The 17,955-nt window shown below is 71.4% G+C and carries 16 protein-coding genes and 3 tRNA genes; 7 read left to right on the top strand and 12 right to left on the bottom strand.

Features of this window, described 5'->3' with window-relative positions; all coding sequences use genetic code 11:
- Positions 1-24: 24 nt before the first annotated feature.
- The 4 genes from BN2279_RS28590 to BN2279_RS14725 form a co-directional block, all read right to left on the bottom strand.
- Positions 25-534 carry a hypothetical protein gene (locus BN2279_RS28590; protein WP_059009747.1) on the bottom strand — a complete coding sequence of 170 codons (510 nt, stop codon included), beginning with the start codon at positions 532-534 and terminating at the stop codon, positions 25-27.
- A gap of 14 nt (positions 535-548) precedes the next feature.
- Complete coding sequence (locus tag BN2279_RS14735) at positions 549-866, bottom strand: DUF2795 domain-containing protein (RefSeq protein ID WP_059009745.1); 318 nt, start codon at positions 864-866, stop codon at positions 549-551.
- Positions 867-879: 13 nt separating this feature from the next.
- Positions 880-1,344 carry a YbhB/YbcL family Raf kinase inhibitor-like protein gene (locus BN2279_RS14730; RefSeq protein ID WP_059009742.1) on the bottom strand — a complete coding sequence of 155 codons (465 nt, stop codon included), beginning with the start codon at positions 1,342-1,344 and terminating at the stop codon, positions 880-882.
- Positions 1,345-1,419: 75 nt separating this feature from the next.
- On the bottom strand, positions 1,420-1,929 hold the full coding sequence (locus BN2279_RS14725; RefSeq protein WP_059009740.1) for a PH domain-containing protein: 510 nt from the start codon (positions 1,927-1,929) through the stop codon (positions 1,420-1,422).
- A gap of 103 nt (positions 1,930-2,032) precedes the next feature.
- Between BN2279_RS14725 and BN2279_RS14720 the strand changes: the two genes are divergently transcribed.
- The 3 genes from BN2279_RS14720 to purM all read left to right on the top strand — a co-directional run bounded on the left by BN2279_RS14720 (position 2,033) and on the right by purM (position 5,586).
- Positions 2,033-2,839, top strand: a complete 807-nt coding sequence (locus BN2279_RS14720; RefSeq protein ID WP_059009738.1) for a sterol carrier family protein — start codon at positions 2,033-2,035, stop codon at positions 2,837-2,839.
- 79 nt (positions 2,840-2,918) lie between these two features.
- A complete protein-coding gene (purF, locus tag BN2279_RS14715) occupies positions 2,919-4,472 on the top strand; it encodes an amidophosphoribosyltransferase (protein ID WP_059009736.1) in 1,554 nt (517 codons plus the stop codon).
- Positions 4,473-4,509: 37 nt separating this feature from the next.
- Positions 4,510-5,586 carry a phosphoribosylformylglycinamidine cyclo-ligase gene (gene purM / locus BN2279_RS14710; protein ID WP_059009733.1) on the top strand — a complete coding sequence of 359 codons (1,077 nt, stop codon included), beginning with the start codon at positions 4,510-4,512 and terminating at the stop codon, positions 5,584-5,586.
- 140 nt (positions 5,587-5,726) lie between these two features.
- On the opposite strand, the gene BN2279_RS14705 is transcribed toward purM, so the two are convergent.
- Both BN2279_RS14705 and BN2279_RS14700 read right to left on the bottom strand, forming a co-directional pair.
- A complete protein-coding gene (locus BN2279_RS14705) occupies positions 5,727-5,990 on the bottom strand; it encodes a DUF3073 domain-containing protein (RefSeq protein ID WP_059009732.1) in 264 nt (87 codons plus the stop codon).
- Between the two features lie 262 nt (positions 5,991-6,252).
- A complete protein-coding gene (locus tag BN2279_RS14700; protein WP_059009730.1) occupies positions 6,253-7,377 on the bottom strand; it encodes a Leu/Phe/Val dehydrogenase in 1,125 nt (374 codons plus the stop codon).
- Positions 7,378-7,538: 161 nt separating this feature from the next.
- Here BN2279_RS14700 and BN2279_RS14695 point away from each other — a divergent pair, with 161 nt between their 5' ends.
- Entirely contained in the window at positions 7,539-8,396 is an 858-nt protein-coding gene (locus tag BN2279_RS14695; RefSeq protein WP_059009728.1) for a DUF8083 family protein, read from the top strand.
- A 394-nt stretch (positions 8,397-8,790) separates the two neighbouring features.
- Positions 8,791-8,997: a developmental transcriptional regulator BldC gene (gene bldC, locus BN2279_RS14690; RefSeq protein WP_019431930.1), complete on the top strand. Its 207-nt coding sequence runs from the start codon at positions 8,791-8,793 to the stop codon at positions 8,995-8,997.
- Between the two features lie 364 nt (positions 8,998-9,361).
- On the opposite strand, the gene BN2279_RS14685 is transcribed toward bldC, so the two are convergent.
- A tRNA-Asp gene (locus BN2279_RS14685) sits at positions 9,362-9,436 on the bottom strand.
- Between the two features lie 63 nt (positions 9,437-9,499).
- Complete coding sequence (gene hrpA / locus BN2279_RS14680; RefSeq protein ID WP_059009726.1) at positions 9,500-13,474, bottom strand: ATP-dependent RNA helicase HrpA; 3,975 nt, start codon at positions 13,472-13,474, stop codon at positions 9,500-9,502.
- Between the two features lie 93 nt (positions 13,475-13,567).
- Between hrpA and BN2279_RS14675 the strand changes: the two genes are divergently transcribed.
- Together BN2279_RS14675 and BN2279_RS14670 are read left to right on the top strand one after the other, a co-directional pair.
- On the top strand, positions 13,568-14,545 hold the full coding sequence (locus BN2279_RS14675; protein ID WP_234347872.1) for an ABC transporter permease: 978 nt from the start codon (positions 13,568-13,570) through the stop codon (positions 14,543-14,545).
- Between the two features lie 26 nt (positions 14,546-14,571).
- On the top strand, positions 14,572-15,138 hold the full coding sequence (locus tag BN2279_RS14670) for a hypothetical protein (protein WP_059009722.1): 567 nt from the start codon (positions 14,572-14,574) through the stop codon (positions 15,136-15,138).
- 78 nt (positions 15,139-15,216) lie between these two features.
- On the opposite strand, the gene BN2279_RS14665 is transcribed toward BN2279_RS14670, so the two are convergent.
- From BN2279_RS14665 to BN2279_RS14650, 4 genes are all read right to left on the bottom strand, one after another.
- Positions 15,217-15,290, bottom strand: a tRNA-Phe gene (locus BN2279_RS14665).
- A gap of 4 nt (positions 15,291-15,294) precedes the next feature.
- Positions 15,295-15,369: transfer RNA gene (locus BN2279_RS14660), tRNA-Asp, on the bottom strand.
- 103 nt (positions 15,370-15,472) lie between these two features.
- Positions 15,473-17,038, bottom strand: a complete 1,566-nt coding sequence (locus tag BN2279_RS14655; RefSeq protein ID WP_059009720.1) for an alpha/beta hydrolase domain-containing protein — start codon at positions 17,036-17,038, stop codon at positions 15,473-15,475.
- A gap of 164 nt (positions 17,039-17,202) precedes the next feature.
- Positions 17,203-17,676 carry a helix-turn-helix domain-containing protein gene (locus BN2279_RS14650; protein ID WP_059009718.1) on the bottom strand — a complete coding sequence of 158 codons (474 nt, stop codon included), beginning with the start codon at positions 17,674-17,676 and terminating at the stop codon, positions 17,203-17,205.
- Positions 17,677-17,955 lie beyond the last annotated feature (279 nt).

The following is a 17,955-nucleotide window of genomic DNA, read 5'->3' as shown; positions in this document are numbered from 1 at the left end:
CCGCCCGGCGGGCGGATCAGCGGATCAACGGCCCGGCCTGGTCTCGTAACGGGGACCCAGGTCGGGCCGGTCCGTTCCCTGCAACTCGGTCACCAGCCGGTGCGTCGACACCAGATCGTGCAGCAGCACCCGCGTCCGTTCGTCCGGCAGCCCGGCCGTGCGGGCGACCTCCTGCACGTACACGGCCTCGCCGCCGTGCCGCCGCTCCGCGTCGCCGAGCGCCTGGAACACCTTCTCGTGGTCCGCGCCGTACTCGGGACGCCCCCGGCCGGTGAACGTCCGGCCCACCGGCGGCGTGGGCCGGTCCGCCCGGCGCTCCGCCGCGACCTCCTCCTGCTCCTGGCGCTGCTTGCCGCGCCCGAGCGGCTCGGTCTTCTCGTCGTGCGTCAGCGACGACCGGTGCGGCACGTGGGTCCGCTGCTTCGACGCGCCGGTGGTCGTGCCCCGGCCGCTGGGCAGCTCGCCCACCCGTTCCGCCTCGCGCGCCCACGCGCGGCGCTGGTCCTCGTCGCCCTCGACCTTCTTGCGCACCATGGCACGCCCTCCTCTCAGCGATCGAGCTCTTCCTGGATCGGCGGCTTCGGCACGTCGCGCAACTGCTGCGCCTGCCCGTGCCTGCCGCCCTCGCGGGCCTGTTCGGCGCGCTGGGCCGGGCTGTGGCCGAGGTCGGAGTCGGCCGGCACCCGCACGGAGCGCGCCACCTCGGCGCGGCTGTCGTACTGTTCCGGCGGGATGCCACGCAGCGCCTTGACGGCCGGTTCGGACGCGCCGGCCCGCTTCGCCTCCCGGATCAGCTCCTCCTTGCCCGCCGGGAAGTCCACGTTCTTGACCGCGCGCAGGATCTCGCCGACATCGGTGGAAGTCATACGGGTGTCCTCCTCATCGCTGATCTCGTCGCTGATACAGCCCGCGCAGCGTGCCGCCGGCCAGGCTCCGGCCGTCCAGCATCCGGTGCGCGTCCGCGGCCGTGGCGTGTTCCGGCAGCTCCACGTGCTCGGGGAGCGCGTAGAGGCGGAAGAAGTAACGGTGTGCCCGGTCGCCGACCGGCGGCCTGGGTCCGTCCCAGCCCCGGTCGCCGAAGCCGTTGGTGTGCGGTGTGCCGCCTCGCGGCGGTTCGCCGACCGCCACCCCGCCGCTCGCCGGGTCGATGCCGGTCACCAGCCAGTGCAGGAACGTGCCCGAGGGCGCGTCCGGGTCCTCGCACAGCAGGGCGAGTTCCCGGGTGCCCGGCGGGGGCCGTGACCAGTCCAGGGGTGGCGAGAGGTTCTCCCCGTCCTTGGTGTACCGGTCGGGGATGGGCGTCTGGTCGTTGAAAGCGGTGCTGCGTAGTTCGATTCCAGCCATGCCGACGGAGTACCCGCCGGGGCCGAGGCGATTCACCTCGCGGCGTGCCCGGTCACGTCCGGGCCGGTCCCCGGGTCAGTGGCCGGGGTCGTCGCTCTCCAGCTCGTCGATGGCCTGGTAGACGCGGTTCTTCAGCGCCTCCGGCTCGGGCACCGCCCGCAGGGTCATCTGCCCGTGCTCGGACGCGGACTGCACGCGCAGCGTGCCGTACCCCATGATCCGCTGCCAGAGCGTCGCCTTGAACGTCACGTCGTTCACCCGGCTCAGCGGGATGCTCGTGCCGGTCTTCGTCAGGAATCCCGCCCGCTTGTGCAGCCGCTTGGTGGTGAGGAAGTAGACCGTGGACCGCCACTTCAGCAGCGGCACCAGCCACCGCCAGACCGCCGCGACGACCGCGACGCCCAGGATCGCCCACACGGCCGTCCCGTTCCGGTCCTCGCCGTCCGGCAGAGCCGCGATCAGGACGGCGGCCACGGCGACGATGAGGCAGAGCTGGAGGAACTCGCCCACCATCGTGGTCCAGTGCTGCCGCGTCTCGTAGATCAGCTCTTCGTCCTCGGCGAGGTGGCGGTCCGATATAGGCATGCGCGCATGGTGGCACAGCGCCCCAAGGCGCGGCGTCCGGCCGGCCCACTCGGTATGACCTTGTCACCTTCCGGCCGGGGATCTTCGTCGTAAGCTCCCTCGTATGTCCGCAGTCCGAGGCAAGCCCCGTGCCTACCACCCCGATCGGGTCCGCGACGCGCTGCTCGCCCAGCTCGAGTTCGTCCGGCTGGCCGCGCACGGACTGAGCCAGGGGCAGCAGGAGAAGCCGTCGGGGCTGCCCGGCTGGGACGTGCGCACGCTGCTGGCGCACATCGCCGGCCAGATCGACGCGCTGCCGCGCCTGCTGGCCCAGCCGGCGCCCGCCGTCGCCCGGCCGGCCACCGACCTCAACCGCTGGGCCGTCTCCACCGCCGCCGTCGCGGACGACCTCGACCGGACGACGCGGCGCGACGCCGAGGCGACCCCCGACCAGATCGCGGCCATCGACGCGGCGGCCGAGGAGATGGAGGCCGTCCTGGAGACGGCGGTCCGCGAGGACGTCCTCATCCCGCACCGCTTCGGCGCGATGCGCGCACTGGACTTCACGGTCACCCGGATCGTGGAACTGGTCGTCCACAGCGACGACCTGACGCGGGCCACCGCCGTCGCCGTCCGGCTGGACCGGCAGGCCCTCGCGATCACGGTCCGGGTGCTGGCCGACGCCCTCGCCGCCAAGGCACCCGGCTCCTCGACGGAGGTCCGCGTGCCGCCCTTCGCCGCCGTGCAGTGCCTCCCCGGCCCCCGGCACACCAGGGGAACGCCGCCCAACGTCGTCGAGACCGACCCCGTCACCTGGGTGCGGCTGGCCACCGGCCGCACCACGTGGGACGCGGCCACCGCCACCGGCCGCCTCCGGGCCGGCGGCGAACGGGCCGGAGCGCTCGCCGCGCAACTGCCCGTGCTCGGCTGACCGCGCGCTGTCCCTATGGGGCATGTCTCACCACCGCGGGGTTCTCGGTGCCCCCCCGACCTGGCCTAGACTCGGGGTTGTGCCACGTGGTGACGGTTTCCTCAACCACGACCTCGACCCCGGTGAGAAGGGCCCCAGGGACGCATGCGGCGTCTTCGGAGTCTGGGCCCCCGGCGAAGAGGTCGCCAAGCTCTCGTTCTTCGGCCTCTACGCACTCCAGCACCGGGGACAGGAGTCAGCGGGCATCGCGGTGAGCGACGGCTCCAAGATCCTGGTCTTCAAGGACATGGGCCTGGTCTCCCAGGTCTTCGACGAGACGTCCCTCGGCTCCCTCTCCGGGCATATCGCCGTTGGCCATGCCCGTTACTCGACGACGGGCGCCTCCACCTGGGAGAACGCCCAGCCCACCTTCCGGGCGACCGGCCACGGCTCCATCGCCCTGGCCCACAACGGCAACCTGGTGAACACGGCCGAGCTGGCCGAGCTCGTCTCCGCCCTGCCCGGCGGTCGCGGCCCGCGCCACCGCGTGGCCGCCACCAACGACACCGACCTCGTCACCGCGCTGCTCGCCGGACAGCGCGACGAGAACGGTGAGCCCCTGACCGTCGAGGAGGCCGCGCCGAAGGTGCTGCCGCGCGTGAGCGGGGCCTTCAGCTTCGTCTTCATGGACGAGTCGACGCTCTACGCCGCCCGCGACCCGCAGGGCATCCGCCCGCTGGTCCTCGGCCGCCTGGAGCGCGGCTGGGTCGTCGCCTCCGAGACCGCCGCGCTGGACATCGTCGGCGCCTCCGTGGTCCGCGAGGTCGAGCCCGGCGAGATGATCGCGGTGGACGAGCGCGGGCTGCGTTCCACACGGTTCGCGGAAGCGAAGCCACGCGGCTGCGTCTTCGAGTATGTCTACCTCGCCCGGCCCGACACCGACATCGCCGGCCGCAACGTCTATCTCTCCCGGGTGGAGATGGGCCGCCGGCTCGCGGCCGAGGCGCCCGCCGAGGCCGATCTGGTGATACCGACCCCGGAGTCCGGCACGCCCGCGGCCATCGGGTACGCGGAGGCCAGCGGCATCCCCTACGGCGCCGGCCTGGTGAAGAACGCCTACGTCGGCCGGACCTTCATCCAGCCGAGCCAGACCATCAGGCAGCTCGGCATCCGCCTGAAGCTCAACCCCCTCAAGGAAGTCATCCGGGGCAAGCGCCTGGTCGTCGTGGACGACTCGATCGTCCGGGGCAACACGCAGCGGGCCCTGGTCCGCATGCTCCGCGAGGCCGGCGCGGCCGAGGTGCACGTCCGGATCAGCTCGCCGCCGATCAAGTGGCCGTGCTTCTTCGGCATCGACTTCGCCACCCGCGCCGAGCTGATCGCCAACGGCCTGTCGGTCGAGGAGATCGGCACCTCGCTGGGCGCGGACTCCCTCGCCTACATCTCGCTGGACGGGATGGTCGAGGCGACCACCATCGCCAAGCCCGACCTGTGCCGGGCCTGCTTCGACGGGGTCTACCCGATGGAGCTGCCCGACCCGGCGGTCCTCGGCAAGGACGTGCTGGAGCAGCCGCAGGACGGCGGCGAGCCCCGGGAGCCGCTCCCCCTGCTGACCGGACACCCCGGCGGCGCCGACGCGCTGCGCCGTCCGTAGGGCGCGCGCGTATCTTCACGAGCACGAGAGAGACCCGATGACCAAGAACGTGCCCGGAGCCAGCTACGCGGCGGCGGGCGTCGACATCGAGGCGGGCGACACCGCCGTCGAGCTGATGAAGGAGTGGGTCCGCAAGGCCCAGCGGCCGGAGAGCGTGGGGGGCCTCGGCGGCTTCGCCGGGCTCTTCGACGCCTCCGCCCTCAAGGGGTACCGCCGCCCCCTCCTCGCCTCGGCCACCGACGGCGTCGGCACGAAGGTCGCGATCGCGCGGCGCATGGGCGTGTACGACACCATCGGTCACGATCTGGTGGCGATGGTCGTGGACGATCTGGTGGTCTGCGGCGCCGAGCCGCTGTTCATGACGGACTACATCTGCGTGGGCAAGGTCCACCCCGAGCGCGTCTCGGCGATCGTCAAGGGCATCGCGGAGGGCTGCGTGCTGGCGGGCTGCGCCCCGGTCGGCGGCGGGACGGCCGAGCACCCGGGGCTGCTCGGCCCCGACGAGTTCGACGTGGCGGGCGCCGGCACGGGCGTCGTCGAGGCCGACGACCTGCTGGGCGCGGACCGGATCCGCGCGGGTGACACGGTGATCGCGATGGCCGCCTCCGGCCTTCACTCCAACGGGTACTCACTGGTCCGGCACGTGTTCTTCGACCGGGCCGGCTGGGCGCTGGACCGGGAGGTCCCGGAGCTGGGCGGCACGCTGGGCGAGGAACTGCTGCGGCCCACCCGGATCTACTCCCTGGACTGCCTCGCGCTGACCCGCGCGACGGAGGTGCACGCGTTCGCGCATGTGACGGGCGGTGGCCTGGCGGCCAACCTCGCCCGGGTGGTCCCGGACGGGCTGCACGCCCGGATCGACCGCGCGACGTGGACGCCGCCGCCGGTCTTCGGCCTGGTCGGCGAGCTGGGCGGAGTGGAGCGCGGCGAGCTGGAAAAGACGCTGAACATGGGTGTCGGCATGGTCGCCGTGGTTCCGCGGGCGGCGGAGGCGGCGGCGCTCGCGGTCCTGGCGGACCGGGGCGTCCCGGCCTGGGTGGCCGGCGAGATCACCCCCGCGACCGAGGAGCTGCCCCCGGCGGCGGCCACGCTGACCGGCGCGTACGCGACCTGAGACGGGACGCCCCGGCCCGGTCCCGGAAGGGCCGGACCGGGGCGTCCCGGCGGGCATGCGGACGCACTTAACCCGGTCCGGCGGTCGCCGAACCGGGTCGGGTGCGACTGGTCGTGATGTTGTTCCGCTCCGAGATGCGCTCAGGCTCCACGCCGTTTCGAGGGGGCGTCGGGCGAGGACTCGTCCTCGTCGTCATCCTCCTCGTTGTACATCTCCGCGTACCGTGCGTACAGGTCGTCGTCCAGATCGTCGTCGTCCTCGAACCGCTCGCCGTTCGGCGGCGCCTCAGGCGTTGACGATGCACCCAGCTCTTCGGCCAGGCGAGAAAGGTCCGTCCCGCCGCTGTTGTACTTCAGCTGGCGGGCGACCTTAGTCTGCTTGGCCTTGGCCCGGCCGCGCCCCATTGGCTCGACCCCCTCAACGACGGGGCACGACGGCCCCGGAGTGTTGACATCCGTTCATGATCGAGAGCGGGCTCTCGGACGAGAGCCCGATCCATCGGCCTTCAACCGTACCTGCTTATCCGGGCCCGCGGTACGCCGTCCGCGGGACCGGGCCGCGCGCACGATGCCCGACAGACCTCTCTTTGCTGGTCAGACGCGATTTTACCTTCTTTCGGGACGCGACTCGCCAGCGGGGGGTGACATGTCTTACGTAAACGCGCGTTCAGCGGCCCCGCGCTTGGGCCATCCGGTGTTCGGCGATCCGGTCGGCGGCGACGGCCGGGGGCACGCCCTCGGTGTCGGCGCGCTCGAAGATCTCCCGCGTCGTGTCGTAGATCAACGCCGCCTTTGCCTTCGCACGTGCGAAGTCAAAACCGTGCAACTCGTCCGCCACCTGGATCACGCCGCCCGAGTTCACGACGTAGTCGGGGGCGTAGAGGATGCCCCGGTCGGCGAGGTCCTTCTCCACGCCCGGATGGTCGAGCTGGTTGTTCGCGGCGCCGCACACCACGCTCGCCCTCAGCAGCGCCACCGCGCGGTCGTCGAGCGCGCCGCCGAGCGCGCACGGGGCGTACACGTCCAGGCCCTCGGTGGTGATCAGCTCCTCGGTCCCGGCCACGGCGGTGACCTCCGGGTGGGCGGCCAGGACGCGGGCGACGGCGTCCGGCCGGACATCCGTGATCACCACCCGGGCGCCGGCCCCCACCAGGTGCTCCACCAGCAGGTGGCCGACCTTGCCGACGCCCGCCACGCCGACCGTCCGGCCGGACAGGTCGGGCGACCCCCAGCGGTGCGCGGCCGAGGCGCGCATGCCCTGGAAGACGCCGAAGGCGGTCAGCACGGAGGAGTCCCCGGCGCCGCCGTGCTCGGGGGAGCGTCCGGTGGTCCAGCGGCAGGGGCGGGCGACGACGTCCATGTCCCGCACGTACGTCCCGACGTCGCAGGCGGTGACGTACCGCCCGCCGAGCGCGGCCACGCAGCGGCCGTAGGCGAGCAGCAGTTCCTCGGTCTTGATCCGTTCGGGGTCGCCGATGATGACGGCCTTGCCGCCGCCGTGCGCGAGGCCGGCGAGGGCGTTCTTGTAGCTCATGCCCCGGGCGAGGTTCAGCGCGTCGCGCAGGGCCGCTTCCTCGGGCCGGGCGGCGTCGGCGTAGGCGTGGAAGCGGGTGCCGCCGAGGGCCGGGCCCAGGGCGGTGGAGTGGAGGGCGATCACTGCCTTGAGGCCGGTGGGCCGGTCCTGGAACAGCACGACCTGTTCGTGGCCGCCCTGGTCCGACTGGAACAGGGTCTCGAACAGGCCGGCCTCGGCGGGGCCGTCGACGGTGACGGCGGGACGTACGTCAGTCACGGTGGTGACTCCTGTATGTCGAGGCGGATGCCCCCGGTTGGTTGTGAGGGCATTGATGAGATGAGACTACGGCGATCAGGGCGCGCGGGGTGCCGCGGGTCGGGGCGGCTGACACGATCGGGAGGTCGGCCGCGGGCGCCGACGGGCAGAGGGAGGGTGGCGTGGCGAAGGTTCCGTACGCGGCGTATCTCAGGGTCTACGAGCCGCTGGCGGCCTTTCCGGAGCCGGAGCGCTCGTACTGGGCCGAGTACGCCCGGCGCGACCGGCTGCCCACCGCGCAGGACGAGGTGGGCCACGCGCTGGCGGGGCTGCTGGCGATGCCGCCGCGGGTGGCCCCGGCGCGGGAGAGCGCGGACGCCTTCGTGGCGGCGGTGGACGGCGTGGTGTGTGTCTGTCCGTGGCGGACCCGGCTGCGGTCCTGGCAGGCCCTGGGCGAGGTGGGGCACTGGCTGATGCCGGACTCGGTGCTGGACGCGGCGCTGCCGCCGGGCGTGCGGCGGCGCGCGGCGGCCGACTACGCCCGCTGGCGGGAGCGGAACCCGGACGCCAGGCCGTGGATCCGTTCGGCGCTGTGGCACGTCCCGGTGCGGTGGTTCGCGCTCTTCACGGACGAGGAGCGGGTCTTCCGCAAGGCGGGGGAGGCACCGGCCGAGCGGGGGCCGGCGGACACCGCGGTGGCGGGGCTGACGTACCGGACGCCGATGGTGCAGGCGCGGCGCCGGGTGGCGCGCGGGCTGCGCACGGTCCGGGAGGCGATGCCGCAGGGGCCTCTGGTGGAGGCGCTCACCGATGTGGGGCGGTGGCTGGAGGAGTTCCACCCGCGCTCACTGGTCGAACTGGACTACGGGGGGCTGATCTATACGATCTCCGAGGACCAGCTCGCGGCCGATCACTCGGCGGCCGAGGTGTCCGAGGGGCTCGCGGCGCTCGCCGCGGGCGACCTGGAGCGCGCGAGCCGTGTCTACGAGGAGCTCACCGATCGGTGGATGGCGATCCGGGAGCGGCAGTTCGCCAACTGATCCCGGACTTATGCCTCAAGCGTGATGGAAGGCACTGTAAGGAACTCTTGCCTTCAAGTAGTCTCCTCGTGTCAAAATAGGACAAGGAGTTCGGAGGGGCTCCTTCTCGGCAAGGTCGATGGCGAGTCATCGCTCGGTGACGGACCGTTATGGGCGAGTGACTGTCCGTTCTGGCATAGTCCAGTCGGCTTCCGCCGAGGTTGAACACCTGAGAGGGCAATTCCATCGGTTTGGCCGACCCGGCTGGACGGATGGTGTAGTTGTAGTGCCGAGGACAAGCCGTTCGTCCTATAACCGACTCGACTCGCGCCTGCCCATTTCGGGCAACGCGGGTCAAGGTGCAGAATTTAGAGGAAAGAACCGTGATGGTTCGGTTCTCCCGAGGAGGCCGCTCATGACCGCTCGCACCCCTGATGCCGAGCCGCTGCTGACCCCGGCTGAGGTTGCCACGATGTTCCGCGTAGACCCGAAAACGGTCACACGCTGGGCAAAGGCGGGCAAGCTCACGTCTATCCGCACGCTCGGCGGGCACCGCCGCTACCGCGAAGCGGAGGTGCGCGCACTGCTCGCGGGCATCCCGCAGCAGCGCGGCGAGGCCTGAGCAGATCAGCACGACCCCGCACGAACCGGGCACCCGGAGCCCCCACTCCGGGCCGCTTGGCTGTCGATCGCGTCGGACTCCGCCGGGTCCGGCGCGATCTTTTTGTGTATCGGTGACGTTACGTACACCCAGTGCAATTGCACATATAAAATTGGCGGGTGTCTCTACGGGGTCGAACGAGCTCGGTGCGCGACGGAGTTGAGTGACACCCGTCACACACTACTTGCCTTGATGGTAGCGATGATCTTGCGGTAGTACGCGTCCCGGTGATCCTCCTCCGCCGTCCCTCCCCCTCACGCCTACCCAAACAGAAAGCCCGGACCCCTTGTGGGGGATCCGGGCTGACAGATTCTCGTGGGACGAGCGGTCCTGACGGGATTTGAACCCGCGGCCTCCACCTTGACAGGGTGGCGAGCACTCCAAACTGCTCCACAGGACCTCGGCGTGCGGACGTGACTCTACCGCAGCGCGGGGGCGCGTAGCCAATCGCCTCCGCGCCGGGTCAGCGCGGGGGCGCCAGGGCGTCGACGGCCTTGATGATCCGCTTGTCGGAGATCGGGTAGGCCGTGCCCAGGGCGTGCGCGAAGTAGCTCACGCGCAGCTCCTCGATCATCCAGCGGATCTCCCGCGCCGCCGCCGGAACCGGCCGGCCCGGCGGGAACTGCTCCAGCAGCCACAGGTATTCGTCGCGCATCTCGTGGACCTTCGCCATCCTGGCCCGGTCCCGCTCCGCCTGGTGCGGCAACTGCTGGAGCCGCCGGTCGGCCGCCGTCAGATAGCGCAGCAGGTCCGGCAGCCGCCGGGCCCCGTGCTCGGTGACGAACCCGGGCCCGACAAGGCCGTTCACCTGCTCCCTGACGTCCGCCAGGGACGGCGCCAGCACCGGGCTGGTCAGGGACCCCAGCCGCCGCTCACACGCCTGCCACGCCGTCAGCACCTCCCGCACCTGGCGCACGATCCGCAGCGTCAGGTCCACGATGTCCGAACGGACCGCGTCGAACAGCTTGGTGAAGCCCTCCTCGTCCCACGCCGGTCCGCCGTGCGCCGCGACGAGCTGGTCGGCCGCGGCCGTCACACAGTCCTCGAACAGGGCCTGCACGCCGCCGTGCGGGGTGCTGGACAGGGCGAGCTTGGCCGCGTTGTCGAGCTGCCGCAGCGCGAACCTGGCCGGATCGGAGGGGAGGTTGAGCAGGAGCAGCCGCCGCGTGCCGCGGCGCATCGCGCGCTCCTGCTCGGCCTCGGTGTCGAACAGCCGCACCGCCACCGTCGCGCCCTCGTCCACCAGCGCGGGGTACGCCTTGACCGGCTGCCCGCCGCGCCGCGTCTCGAAGGTGCGCGGCAGCGTGCCGATCGTCCAGGAGGTGAGCCCGGTGCGCTGCACGGGCGCGGCCTGGCTGTCGCGGCTCGCGGCGGCCGTGAAGGCGCGGTCGAGGGCGGCCCGCGCGCTGGGCCGCAGCCGCACCTTCAGGGCCTCCAGGTCCTTGCTCTCGGCGTTGCTCTCGGCGTTGTAGCCGAGCTTCCCGCCGCGCTCGTCCACCACCCGGAACGTGACCCGCAGATGGCCGGGGATCCGTTCCTCGTCGAAGTCCTCCGGCGCGATCCTGACCCCCGTCATCCGGGTCAGCCCGCGCGCCAGCGCGGCGCGCAGCGACTCGGCCGTCGGCTCCGGCGTCTCGCGCAGGAAGCGCTGGGCGAAGTTCGGCGCGGGAACGCAGTGGCGTCGGACCGGCTTGGGCAGCGAACGGATCAACTCCGTCACCAACTGCTCGCGCAGGCCCGGGATCTGCCAGTCGAAGCCGTCGGGCGTCGCCTGGTTGAGCACCTGGAGCGGAACGTGCACGGTGACGCCGTCGGCGTCCGCGCCCGGCTCGAACTGGTAGGTCACCGGGAAGGCGAGCCGCCCCTGGCGCCAGGTGTCCGGATAGTCGTCCTTGGTGACGTCCCGCGCCCGCTCGTTGATGAGCATCGACTTCTCGAAGGTGAGCAGGTCGGGGTCGGCGCGGCGGGCCTTCTTCCACCAGGCGTCGAAGTGCGCGCCGGAGACCACGTCGGCCGGCACGCGCTCGTCGTAGAAGGCGTGGAGCGTCTCGTCGTCCACGAGGATGTCCCGGCGGCGGGCCCGGTGTTCGAGCTCCTCGACCTCGGCCAGCAGCTTCCGGTTGTCGTGGAAGAACTGGTGCCGCGTCCGCCAGTCGCCCTCGACCAGCGCGTGGCGGATGAACAGGTCGCGGGACCTCTCGGGGTCGATCCGGCCGTAGTTGACCTTGCGCTGCGCCACGATCGGCACGCCGTACAGCGTGACCCGCTCGTACGCCATGACCGCCGCCTGCTTCTGCTCCCAGTGCGGTTCGCTGTAGGCGCGCTTCACGAGATGGCCGGCGAGCGGCTCGATCCACTCCGGCTCGATCTTCGCGTTGATCCGCGCCCAGAGCCGGGACGTCTCCACCAGCTCCGCCGACATCACCCAGCGCGGCGGCTTCTTGAACAGCGCCGAGCCGGGGAACACCGCGAACTTCGCGCCGCGCGCGCCCAGATACTCGTGCTTCTCGGTGTCCTTCAGGCCGATGTGCGACAACAGGCCCGCCAGCAGCGACTGGTGGATCAGCCGCGGATCGGCGTCCTCCCGGTCGTCACCGGGCTCGATGCCCAACGACCGCCCCACCGTGCGGAGCTGGGCGTAGATGTCCTGCCACTCGCGTATCCGCAGGTAGTTGAGGAACTCGGTCTTGCACATCCGGCGGAACGCCGACGAGGACAGCTCCCGCTGACGCTCGCGCACGTGGTTCCACAGGGCGAGGAACGCCAGGAAGTCGGACTCCTCGCCCGGCCCTTCACGGAACCGCGCGTGCTTGGCGTCGGCCTGCTGCTGCTTGTCCGCCGGCCGCTCGCGCGGGTCCTGGATGGACAGCGCGGCGGCGATCACCATGACCTCGCGGGCGCAGCCGTTGCGGTCCGCCTCCAGCACCATCCGCGCCAGCCGCGGGTCCACCGGGAGCTGGGCGAGCTTGCGGCCCATCGGCGTCAGCTTCGCGCCGTCCAGCGCGCCCAGCTCCTCCAGCAACTGCCTGCCCGCCTTGATGGAGCGGTGGTCGGGCGGGTCGATGAAGGGGAAGCGCTCGATCTCGCCGAGCCCCGCCGCGTTCATCTGGAGGATGACGGAGGCCAGGTTGGTGCGCAGGATCTCCGGGTCGGTGAACTCCGGCCGGGAGAGGAAGTCCTCCTCGGCGTACAGCCGCACGCAGATGCCGTCGCTGGTCCGGCCGCAGCGGCCCTTGCGCTGGTTGGCGCTGGCCTGGGAGACCGCCTCGATGGGCAGCCGCTGGACCTTGGTGCGGTGGCTGTAGCGCGAGACGCGGGCGGTGCCGGGGTCCACCACGTACTTGATGCCGGGGACGGTCAGCGACGTCTCGGCGACGTTGGTGGCCAGCACGACCCGCCGCCCGGCGTGCTGCTGGAAGACGCGCTGCTGCTCGCCGTGCGAGAGGCGGGCGTAGAGCGGCAGCACCTCGGTGTGCCGCAGGTTCCGCTTCTCCAGCGCGTCCGCGGTGTCCCGGATCTCGCGCTCGCCCGAGAGGAAGACGAGGATGTCGCCGGGGCCCTCGGCCTGGAGCTCGTCCACCGCGTCGCAGATCGCGGTGATCTGGTCGCGGTCGGGCGCCTCGCTGTCCTCCTCCAGCAGCGGCCGGTACCGCACCTCGACGGGGTACGTCCGCCCGGACACCTCGACGATCGGGGCGGGCCGCCCCTCGGCGTCCCGGAAGTGGCGGGCGAAGCGCTCGGGGTCGATGGTGGCGGAGGTGATGACGACCTTGAGGTCGGGGCGGCGGGGGAGGAGCTGCGCGAGGTAGCCCAGCAGGAAGTCGATGTTGAGGCTGCGCTCGTGGGCCTCGTCGATGATGATCGTGTCGTAGTGGCGCAGCTCGCGGTCGTGCTGGATCTCGGCCAGCAGGATGCCGTCTGTCATCAGCTTGACCAGGGTGTTGTCGCTCGCCTGGTCGGTGAACCTGATCTTGAAGCCGACGGCCTCGCCCAGCGGGGTCCGCAGCTCGTCCGCGACGCGCTGCGCGACCGTGCGGGCGGCGATCCGGCGCGGCTGGGTGTGGCCGATGAGCCCGCGGACGCCGCGGCCCAGCTCCAGACAGATCTTGGGGATCTGCGTCGTCTTGCCCGAGCCGGTCTCCCCGGCGACGATCACGACCTGGTGGTCGCGTATCGCCGTGAGGATCTCGTCCTTCTTCTGGCTGACCGGAAGCTGCTCGGGATAGGTGATCCCGGGCACGGCGGCGCGCCGGCGCTCGATGACGCGCTCGGCGGCGTCGAGCGCCTCGGCGATCTCGGCGAGCGCCTTCTGCCGGTCGGCCGGCTTGCGGATGCGGCGCGCGCCGTCGAGGCGGCGGCCGAGCCGCCGCTGGTCGCGCGCCATGAGTCCGGGCAGCCGCTCGGCCAGTGCTGATACGGGGGCGGGGTCGGTAGACATACGCATTCAAGCGTCTCACCTCCGCGCGGCGGGGGGCGAGCCGGTTATTGAGCTGGGCGTGTTGGTGGCGTTATGTCCCTTTATGGTGATGATGTGAGTGAACTCCGGGAGGGGCCGCGACGCTCCCCGTACCTTCCCGCCGTGGTGGTGGGACTGATCGTCGCCGTCTCGGCCGGGCTCTTCGCGGGGTCGTACACCTACGCGATCACCGACCCGGCGCCCAGCGAGGTGCCGGTCGCCGTCGTCGGCGACCACGACGCGTTCGTCGCCGCCCTGGAATGCCGCCTCGACACGACGCTGGAGCTCCACGCCTACGCCGATTTTCCACAGGCTGTGGACGCCGTGGAGACACAGCGCGTCTTCGCCGTCATCCGGGAGGGGGACGGCGACGGCGTCCACCTCGACACGGCGAGCGCGGCCGGCGCGTCCGTCGCCGAACTGCTGACCGAGGCGGCCCGCCCCGCCGCCCGCTCGGCCGGCGTCGATCTCACCGTCGGGGACCTCAAACCGCTCTCCCCGGGAGACCCGCGCGGCCTGGCCCTGTTCTACGTCTCGATCGCGGCCGTGATCGTCGGCTTCCTGGGCGCGGTCCAGCTCGGCGTGCAGGCCGCCTCCCTCCGTCCCGGCGAGCGGATCGCGTTCACGGCGGGCTACGCGGCCCTGGGCGGCCTGGCGATCACGGCGGCGGTGGACTGGGTCCTGGACGCGGTGCGGCTGCCGTTCCTCCCGTCGTGGGGGACACTCGCGCTGACCATGTTCGCCTCCGGCATGGTCTTCACCATGTTCAACACCCTGGTCGGGCGCTGGGCGATCCTGCCGACCTGGGTTCTGATGGTGATGCTCGGCAACCCCTCGTCGGGCGGCGCGGTCTCCTGGCCCCTGCTGCCCTCCCTGCTCGGCACGATCGGCCGCTGGCTGATCCCCGGCGCCTGCGTCAACGCCCAGCACACGGCGGTCTACTTCCCCGGCCACCTCCACCCCCAGCCCTACCTGGTCCTGACGGCCTGGGCCACCCTGTCCACAGCGATCTTCTGGCACTACCGCCACCACCACCCGGGCGGCCGGGACTGAGGGCATGAGACGACGAGGGGGCAGGCATGGACGTGACGCTGGCAGCCGCACTGATCGCGGCGGTGGTGACAGCGGGCGGATGGCTGGCCAACCACCTGCTCGCGACCCGGGCGGAACGCTTGCGAAGGCGCCGCGAGGCGCGCCTCGCCCATGTGGAGAGGCAGTTGAGCGAGTTGTACGGCCCCCTCTTCTTCCTCGTCCACGAGGGGAAGTCGTCGTTCGAGGACTTCTGCCGGAATCTGGGGCGGCCGTACGTCTTCGGGCCGGGCGGGACGATCACGCCCGAGGACCTCGACGTCTGGCTGTTCTGGGTCGACCAGGACTTCATGCCGCGCAATCAGGAGGTGCAGCGCCTCCTGTCCTCGAAGGCGCACCTCATCGTCGGCGAGACCATGCCGGACTCGTACCTCGCGTTCATGGACCACTACAACTCGTGGCGCGTCAGCCACTTGCGGTGGCGGGAGAAGGGCGTCCCGTACCGGTGGACGGCGGCGACCAACTGGCCGGTGGAGTTCGGCCGCGACGTGATCACCACGTACGCGGAGCTGAAGCGGCTCCAGAACCACCTGGCCGAGCTGGTGACGAGCGGGTAGGCCGGGCGCGTGACGGACAACGCGAAAGGCCCTGGCGGACGGGGTCCGCGAGGGCCTTTGTGCTGGTGGGGAAGAAGGTGGCTGGGGCCGGGGTCGAACCGGCGACCTTCCGCTTTTCAGGCGGACGCTCGTACCAACTGAGCTACCCAGCCGGAGCGGTCCTGACGGGATTTGAACCCGCGGCCTCCACCTTGACAGGGTGGCGAGCACTCCAAACTGCTCCACAGGACCCGGCTTGTCGCGATCACCCGGATGCCGGGCTGTTGTCGCTGATGCAGCCTATCACGGCTGGGCAGGCCCCCGATTCGGGTCGATCGGGGGCCTGCCCGGTGGGCTACGGGATGTCGGCCCTGACCGCTTCGCGGATCAGGTACATGCCGTCGGCCGGGGTGAGGTGGCGGTCGGCGATCAGGCCCAGCGCGGACCGGGTGACCGCGCGGACGTACGCGCCGTGGGTCGGGTAGAGCTCCGCCAGGCGCTCAGCGGTGAACGGGACCTCGTGGCCCGCGATGGGGCAGACGATGGAGCCGGTGGAGTTGGCGTTCCAGGTGCTCGTCGGGACGTCGAGGTAGGGCGAGCGGACGCCGCCGATCACGTTGCCGAACTCGTCCAGCGCCGGTTGGCCGTTGGCGATCTGGATCGGGTCGGCGTGCGGCGGGGCGATGTCGTGGCGCACCCACTGGTCGAGGTTGCGCAGGATGGCGTCCCAGAAGATCCAGCCGGGGAGGCGGCTGCGCGGCCCCTCATTGCATTCCGCCGCGGGCAAGGTGCGGCCCGCCTGTGCGACGTCGGCGGCGGAGGCCGAGTAGATCAGCTCCTCCGCGGTGGCGTGGGCGGCGCCCGCCAGCTCGTAGTGGCGGTAGCGGTCGGCGGGTTCGTCGCTGTCGGGGCGCCTGCTGTCGATGCCCCACAGGAAGTCCGTCTGGGCCATGGCGTGCATGATCGGCACGCCGACGTCCTCGAACTGCCGGCGCGGGTCGCCGAGCGGCGGCTCGGGGGAGCACTGGTTGATCGGGGCGGAGCCGACGAAGGCGCCGCCGGAGACGCCCACGATGTAACCGTCGTAGAGCGGACGGCCGTCGCCGCGGACGGCGAGCGGGTGGACGGCGTTGACGTAGGTGTAGAGATAGCCGCCGGTCTGCGAGTAGCCGAAGCCGTAGAGGTGTTCGACCTGGCGGCGTAGCGGGTTGGCGCGGTCGTCGCTGTGCAGCAGGGCGCCGACCTGGCTGTAGATGTCCCAGACGAGGCCGTTCTCGGTGGCCTGGGTGCTGTCGCCGGGGAAGAGGGTCTGGATGTCCGTGCAGTTGCGCGGGTCGTCCGGGGGCAGCGGGTTGGCCATGGAGAGGGGCGCGTACCGCTCGGGGTCGAAGTCCTGGAGGGCGTCGATCGAGATGGGCTTGATCGTGACGCCGACCCAGACGTCGCCGTTCTCGATGATCTGCCGGCGCATCGCGGCCCAGCCGATGTTGAGGTCGTAGAACGCGGACGGGTTGAGCATCTCGACCACCACATTGCCGCTGGCCTGGCGGGGGTTGGCGGGGCGGCGGACCAGCATGCGGGTCGTGTAGGGGACATCGGCGGTACGGACGACGGCGGGGCCGGGCTCGGGCCAGTCGTAGACGTTGGCCTCGCCGCTGAGGAAGTACTCCTCCTCGACGTAGCCGGAGCGGCGCAGGTCCTCGGGGACGCCCTGGTGGGCGGCGGCGCCGAAGGCGTGGGAGTCGGCCGTCTGGGGGATCGGGCCGGTCACGTCCGGGATCGGGGTCGGGCTCGGGGCGCCGGCCGGCGTGGTGTCCGCCGCGCCGGCGGGGGTGATGAGGGCCGAGCCGCACAGGAGGGCGGCGGCTAGGCCGAGTTGGACGGTGCGCGCGAGGCGTCCGGTCAGAGCGTTGCGTGGCATGTAGCCTCCGGAATATCCCGTTCGCGGCTTCTTCGCGGCTGTCGGGCAGCGTGGAACGTAGCATGCCGACTGACGTTCGACAATGCCGAACGCATGACGGAATGCCGGTACTTCCGGTGTGCCGTTGGGGCCGGAACGCGACTGACGCAAAGTCAGGTGGGCGCTCAGGCGGGGGAGCGGGCCGGGGTGGGGCGGCTCGCGACCTGCTCGGCCACCCGGCCGATCTTCGCCAGGCGGGCCAGGGTGGGGCGCGACAGCACTTCTCCTATGTCGTGGAGGGCCACGAGCAACTCCTCGATGCCGTCGAGCGGGGCGTCCTTGGCGTCGTGCAGGAGGATCCCCCGGTACTCCTCGGGGCTGACCGTGCCGCCGGGGAGGTCGATCCCGGCCGGCTCGCCCGATCCGGGCTCCGGCTCGGCGAGGAACAGGGCGGGGACGGAGGTGTCGAGGACCAGGGCGATCGCGGCCAGCTCGGCGGCGGTGAAGGCCCGCCGCCCGCGCTCCGCCTGGTGCACGGCCTGGCGGCTCCAGGGCCGCTCCAGGTACCGCCCCAGCGCCTCGCCGAGCTGCGACAGCGACATCCGCCGCGCTTCCCGGAGGCGCGCGATCTGCGCTCCGATGGCCTCTTCCACGCGCATCCTGATTCCTTTCGCGCCACTCGCTGTCATCTTCCATGATGACGGTGATACGCAGACATTGACAACTGACGCTCCGTGGCAGTACTGTAACTCCAGGGCATTCGCTGTCATGGTGAGGCGTGACGGGCGGGTGGGAGCGTTTTCACTTATACACATCTGACGCTGCCGACGAAGAGGAAAGTGGAGTTCTTCGGTGTCATTGTAGCAGTTATAAAACAGAAACACATCGCAGTCAAGGACATCTTGACTGACAAAGTGAGACAGACACTCTGAAGCACG

It is taken from the genome of Streptomyces specialis (assembly GCF_001493375.1).
Taxonomy (GTDB): Bacteria; Actinomycetota; Actinomycetes; order Streptomycetales; family Streptomycetaceae; genus Streptomyces; species Streptomyces specialis.
Note: the sequence above shows the minus strand (reverse complement) of the source record. Positions and strands in the feature narration are given on the sequence as shown.

What these genes read in the sequence shown, in the direction of transcription:
- bldC (WP_019431930.1), top strand. Translation starts at nt 8,791, where the DNA reads ATGACCGCTCGCACCCCTGATGCCGAGCCGCTGCTGACCCCGGCTGAG.
- BN2279_RS28590 (WP_059009747.1), bottom strand. Translation starts at nt 534, where the DNA reads ATGGTGCGCAAGAAGGTCGAGGGCGACGAGGACCAGCGCCGCGCGTGG.
- BN2279_RS14670 (WP_059009722.1), top strand. Translation starts at nt 14,572, where the DNA reads ATGGACGTGACGCTGGCAGCCGCACTGATCGCGGCGGTGGTGACAGCG.
- BN2279_RS14730 (WP_059009742.1), bottom strand. Translation starts at nt 1,344, where the DNA reads ATGGCTGGAATCGAACTACGCAGCACCGCTTTCAACGACCAGACGCCC.
- BN2279_RS14705 (WP_059009732.1), bottom strand. Translation starts at nt 5,990, where the DNA reads ATGGGGCGCGGCCGGGCCAAGGCCAAGCAGACTAAGGTCGCCCGCCAG.
- BN2279_RS14720 (WP_059009738.1), top strand. Translation starts at nt 2,033, where the DNA reads ATGTCCGCAGTCCGAGGCAAGCCCCGTGCCTACCACCCCGATCGGGTC.
- BN2279_RS14735 (WP_059009745.1), bottom strand. Translation starts at nt 866, where the DNA reads ATGACTTCCACCGATGTCGGCGAGATCCTGCGCGCGGTCAAGAACGTG.
- hrpA (WP_059009726.1), bottom strand. Translation starts at nt 13,474, where the DNA reads ATGTCTACCGACCCCGCCCCCGTATCAGCACTGGCCGAGCGGCTGCCC.
- BN2279_RS14725 (WP_059009740.1), bottom strand. Translation starts at nt 1,929, where the DNA reads ATGCCTATATCGGACCGCCACCTCGCCGAGGACGAAGAGCTGATCTAC.
- BN2279_RS14650 (WP_059009718.1), bottom strand. Translation starts at nt 17,676, where the DNA reads ATGCGCGTGGAAGAGGCCATCGGAGCGCAGATCGCGCGCCTCCGGGAA.
- BN2279_RS14655 (WP_059009720.1), bottom strand. Translation starts at nt 17,038, where the DNA reads ATGCCACGCAACGCTCTGACCGGACGCCTCGCGCGCACCGTCCAACTC.
- purM (WP_059009733.1), top strand. Translation starts at nt 4,510, where the DNA reads ATGACCAAGAACGTGCCCGGAGCCAGCTACGCGGCGGCGGGCGTCGAC.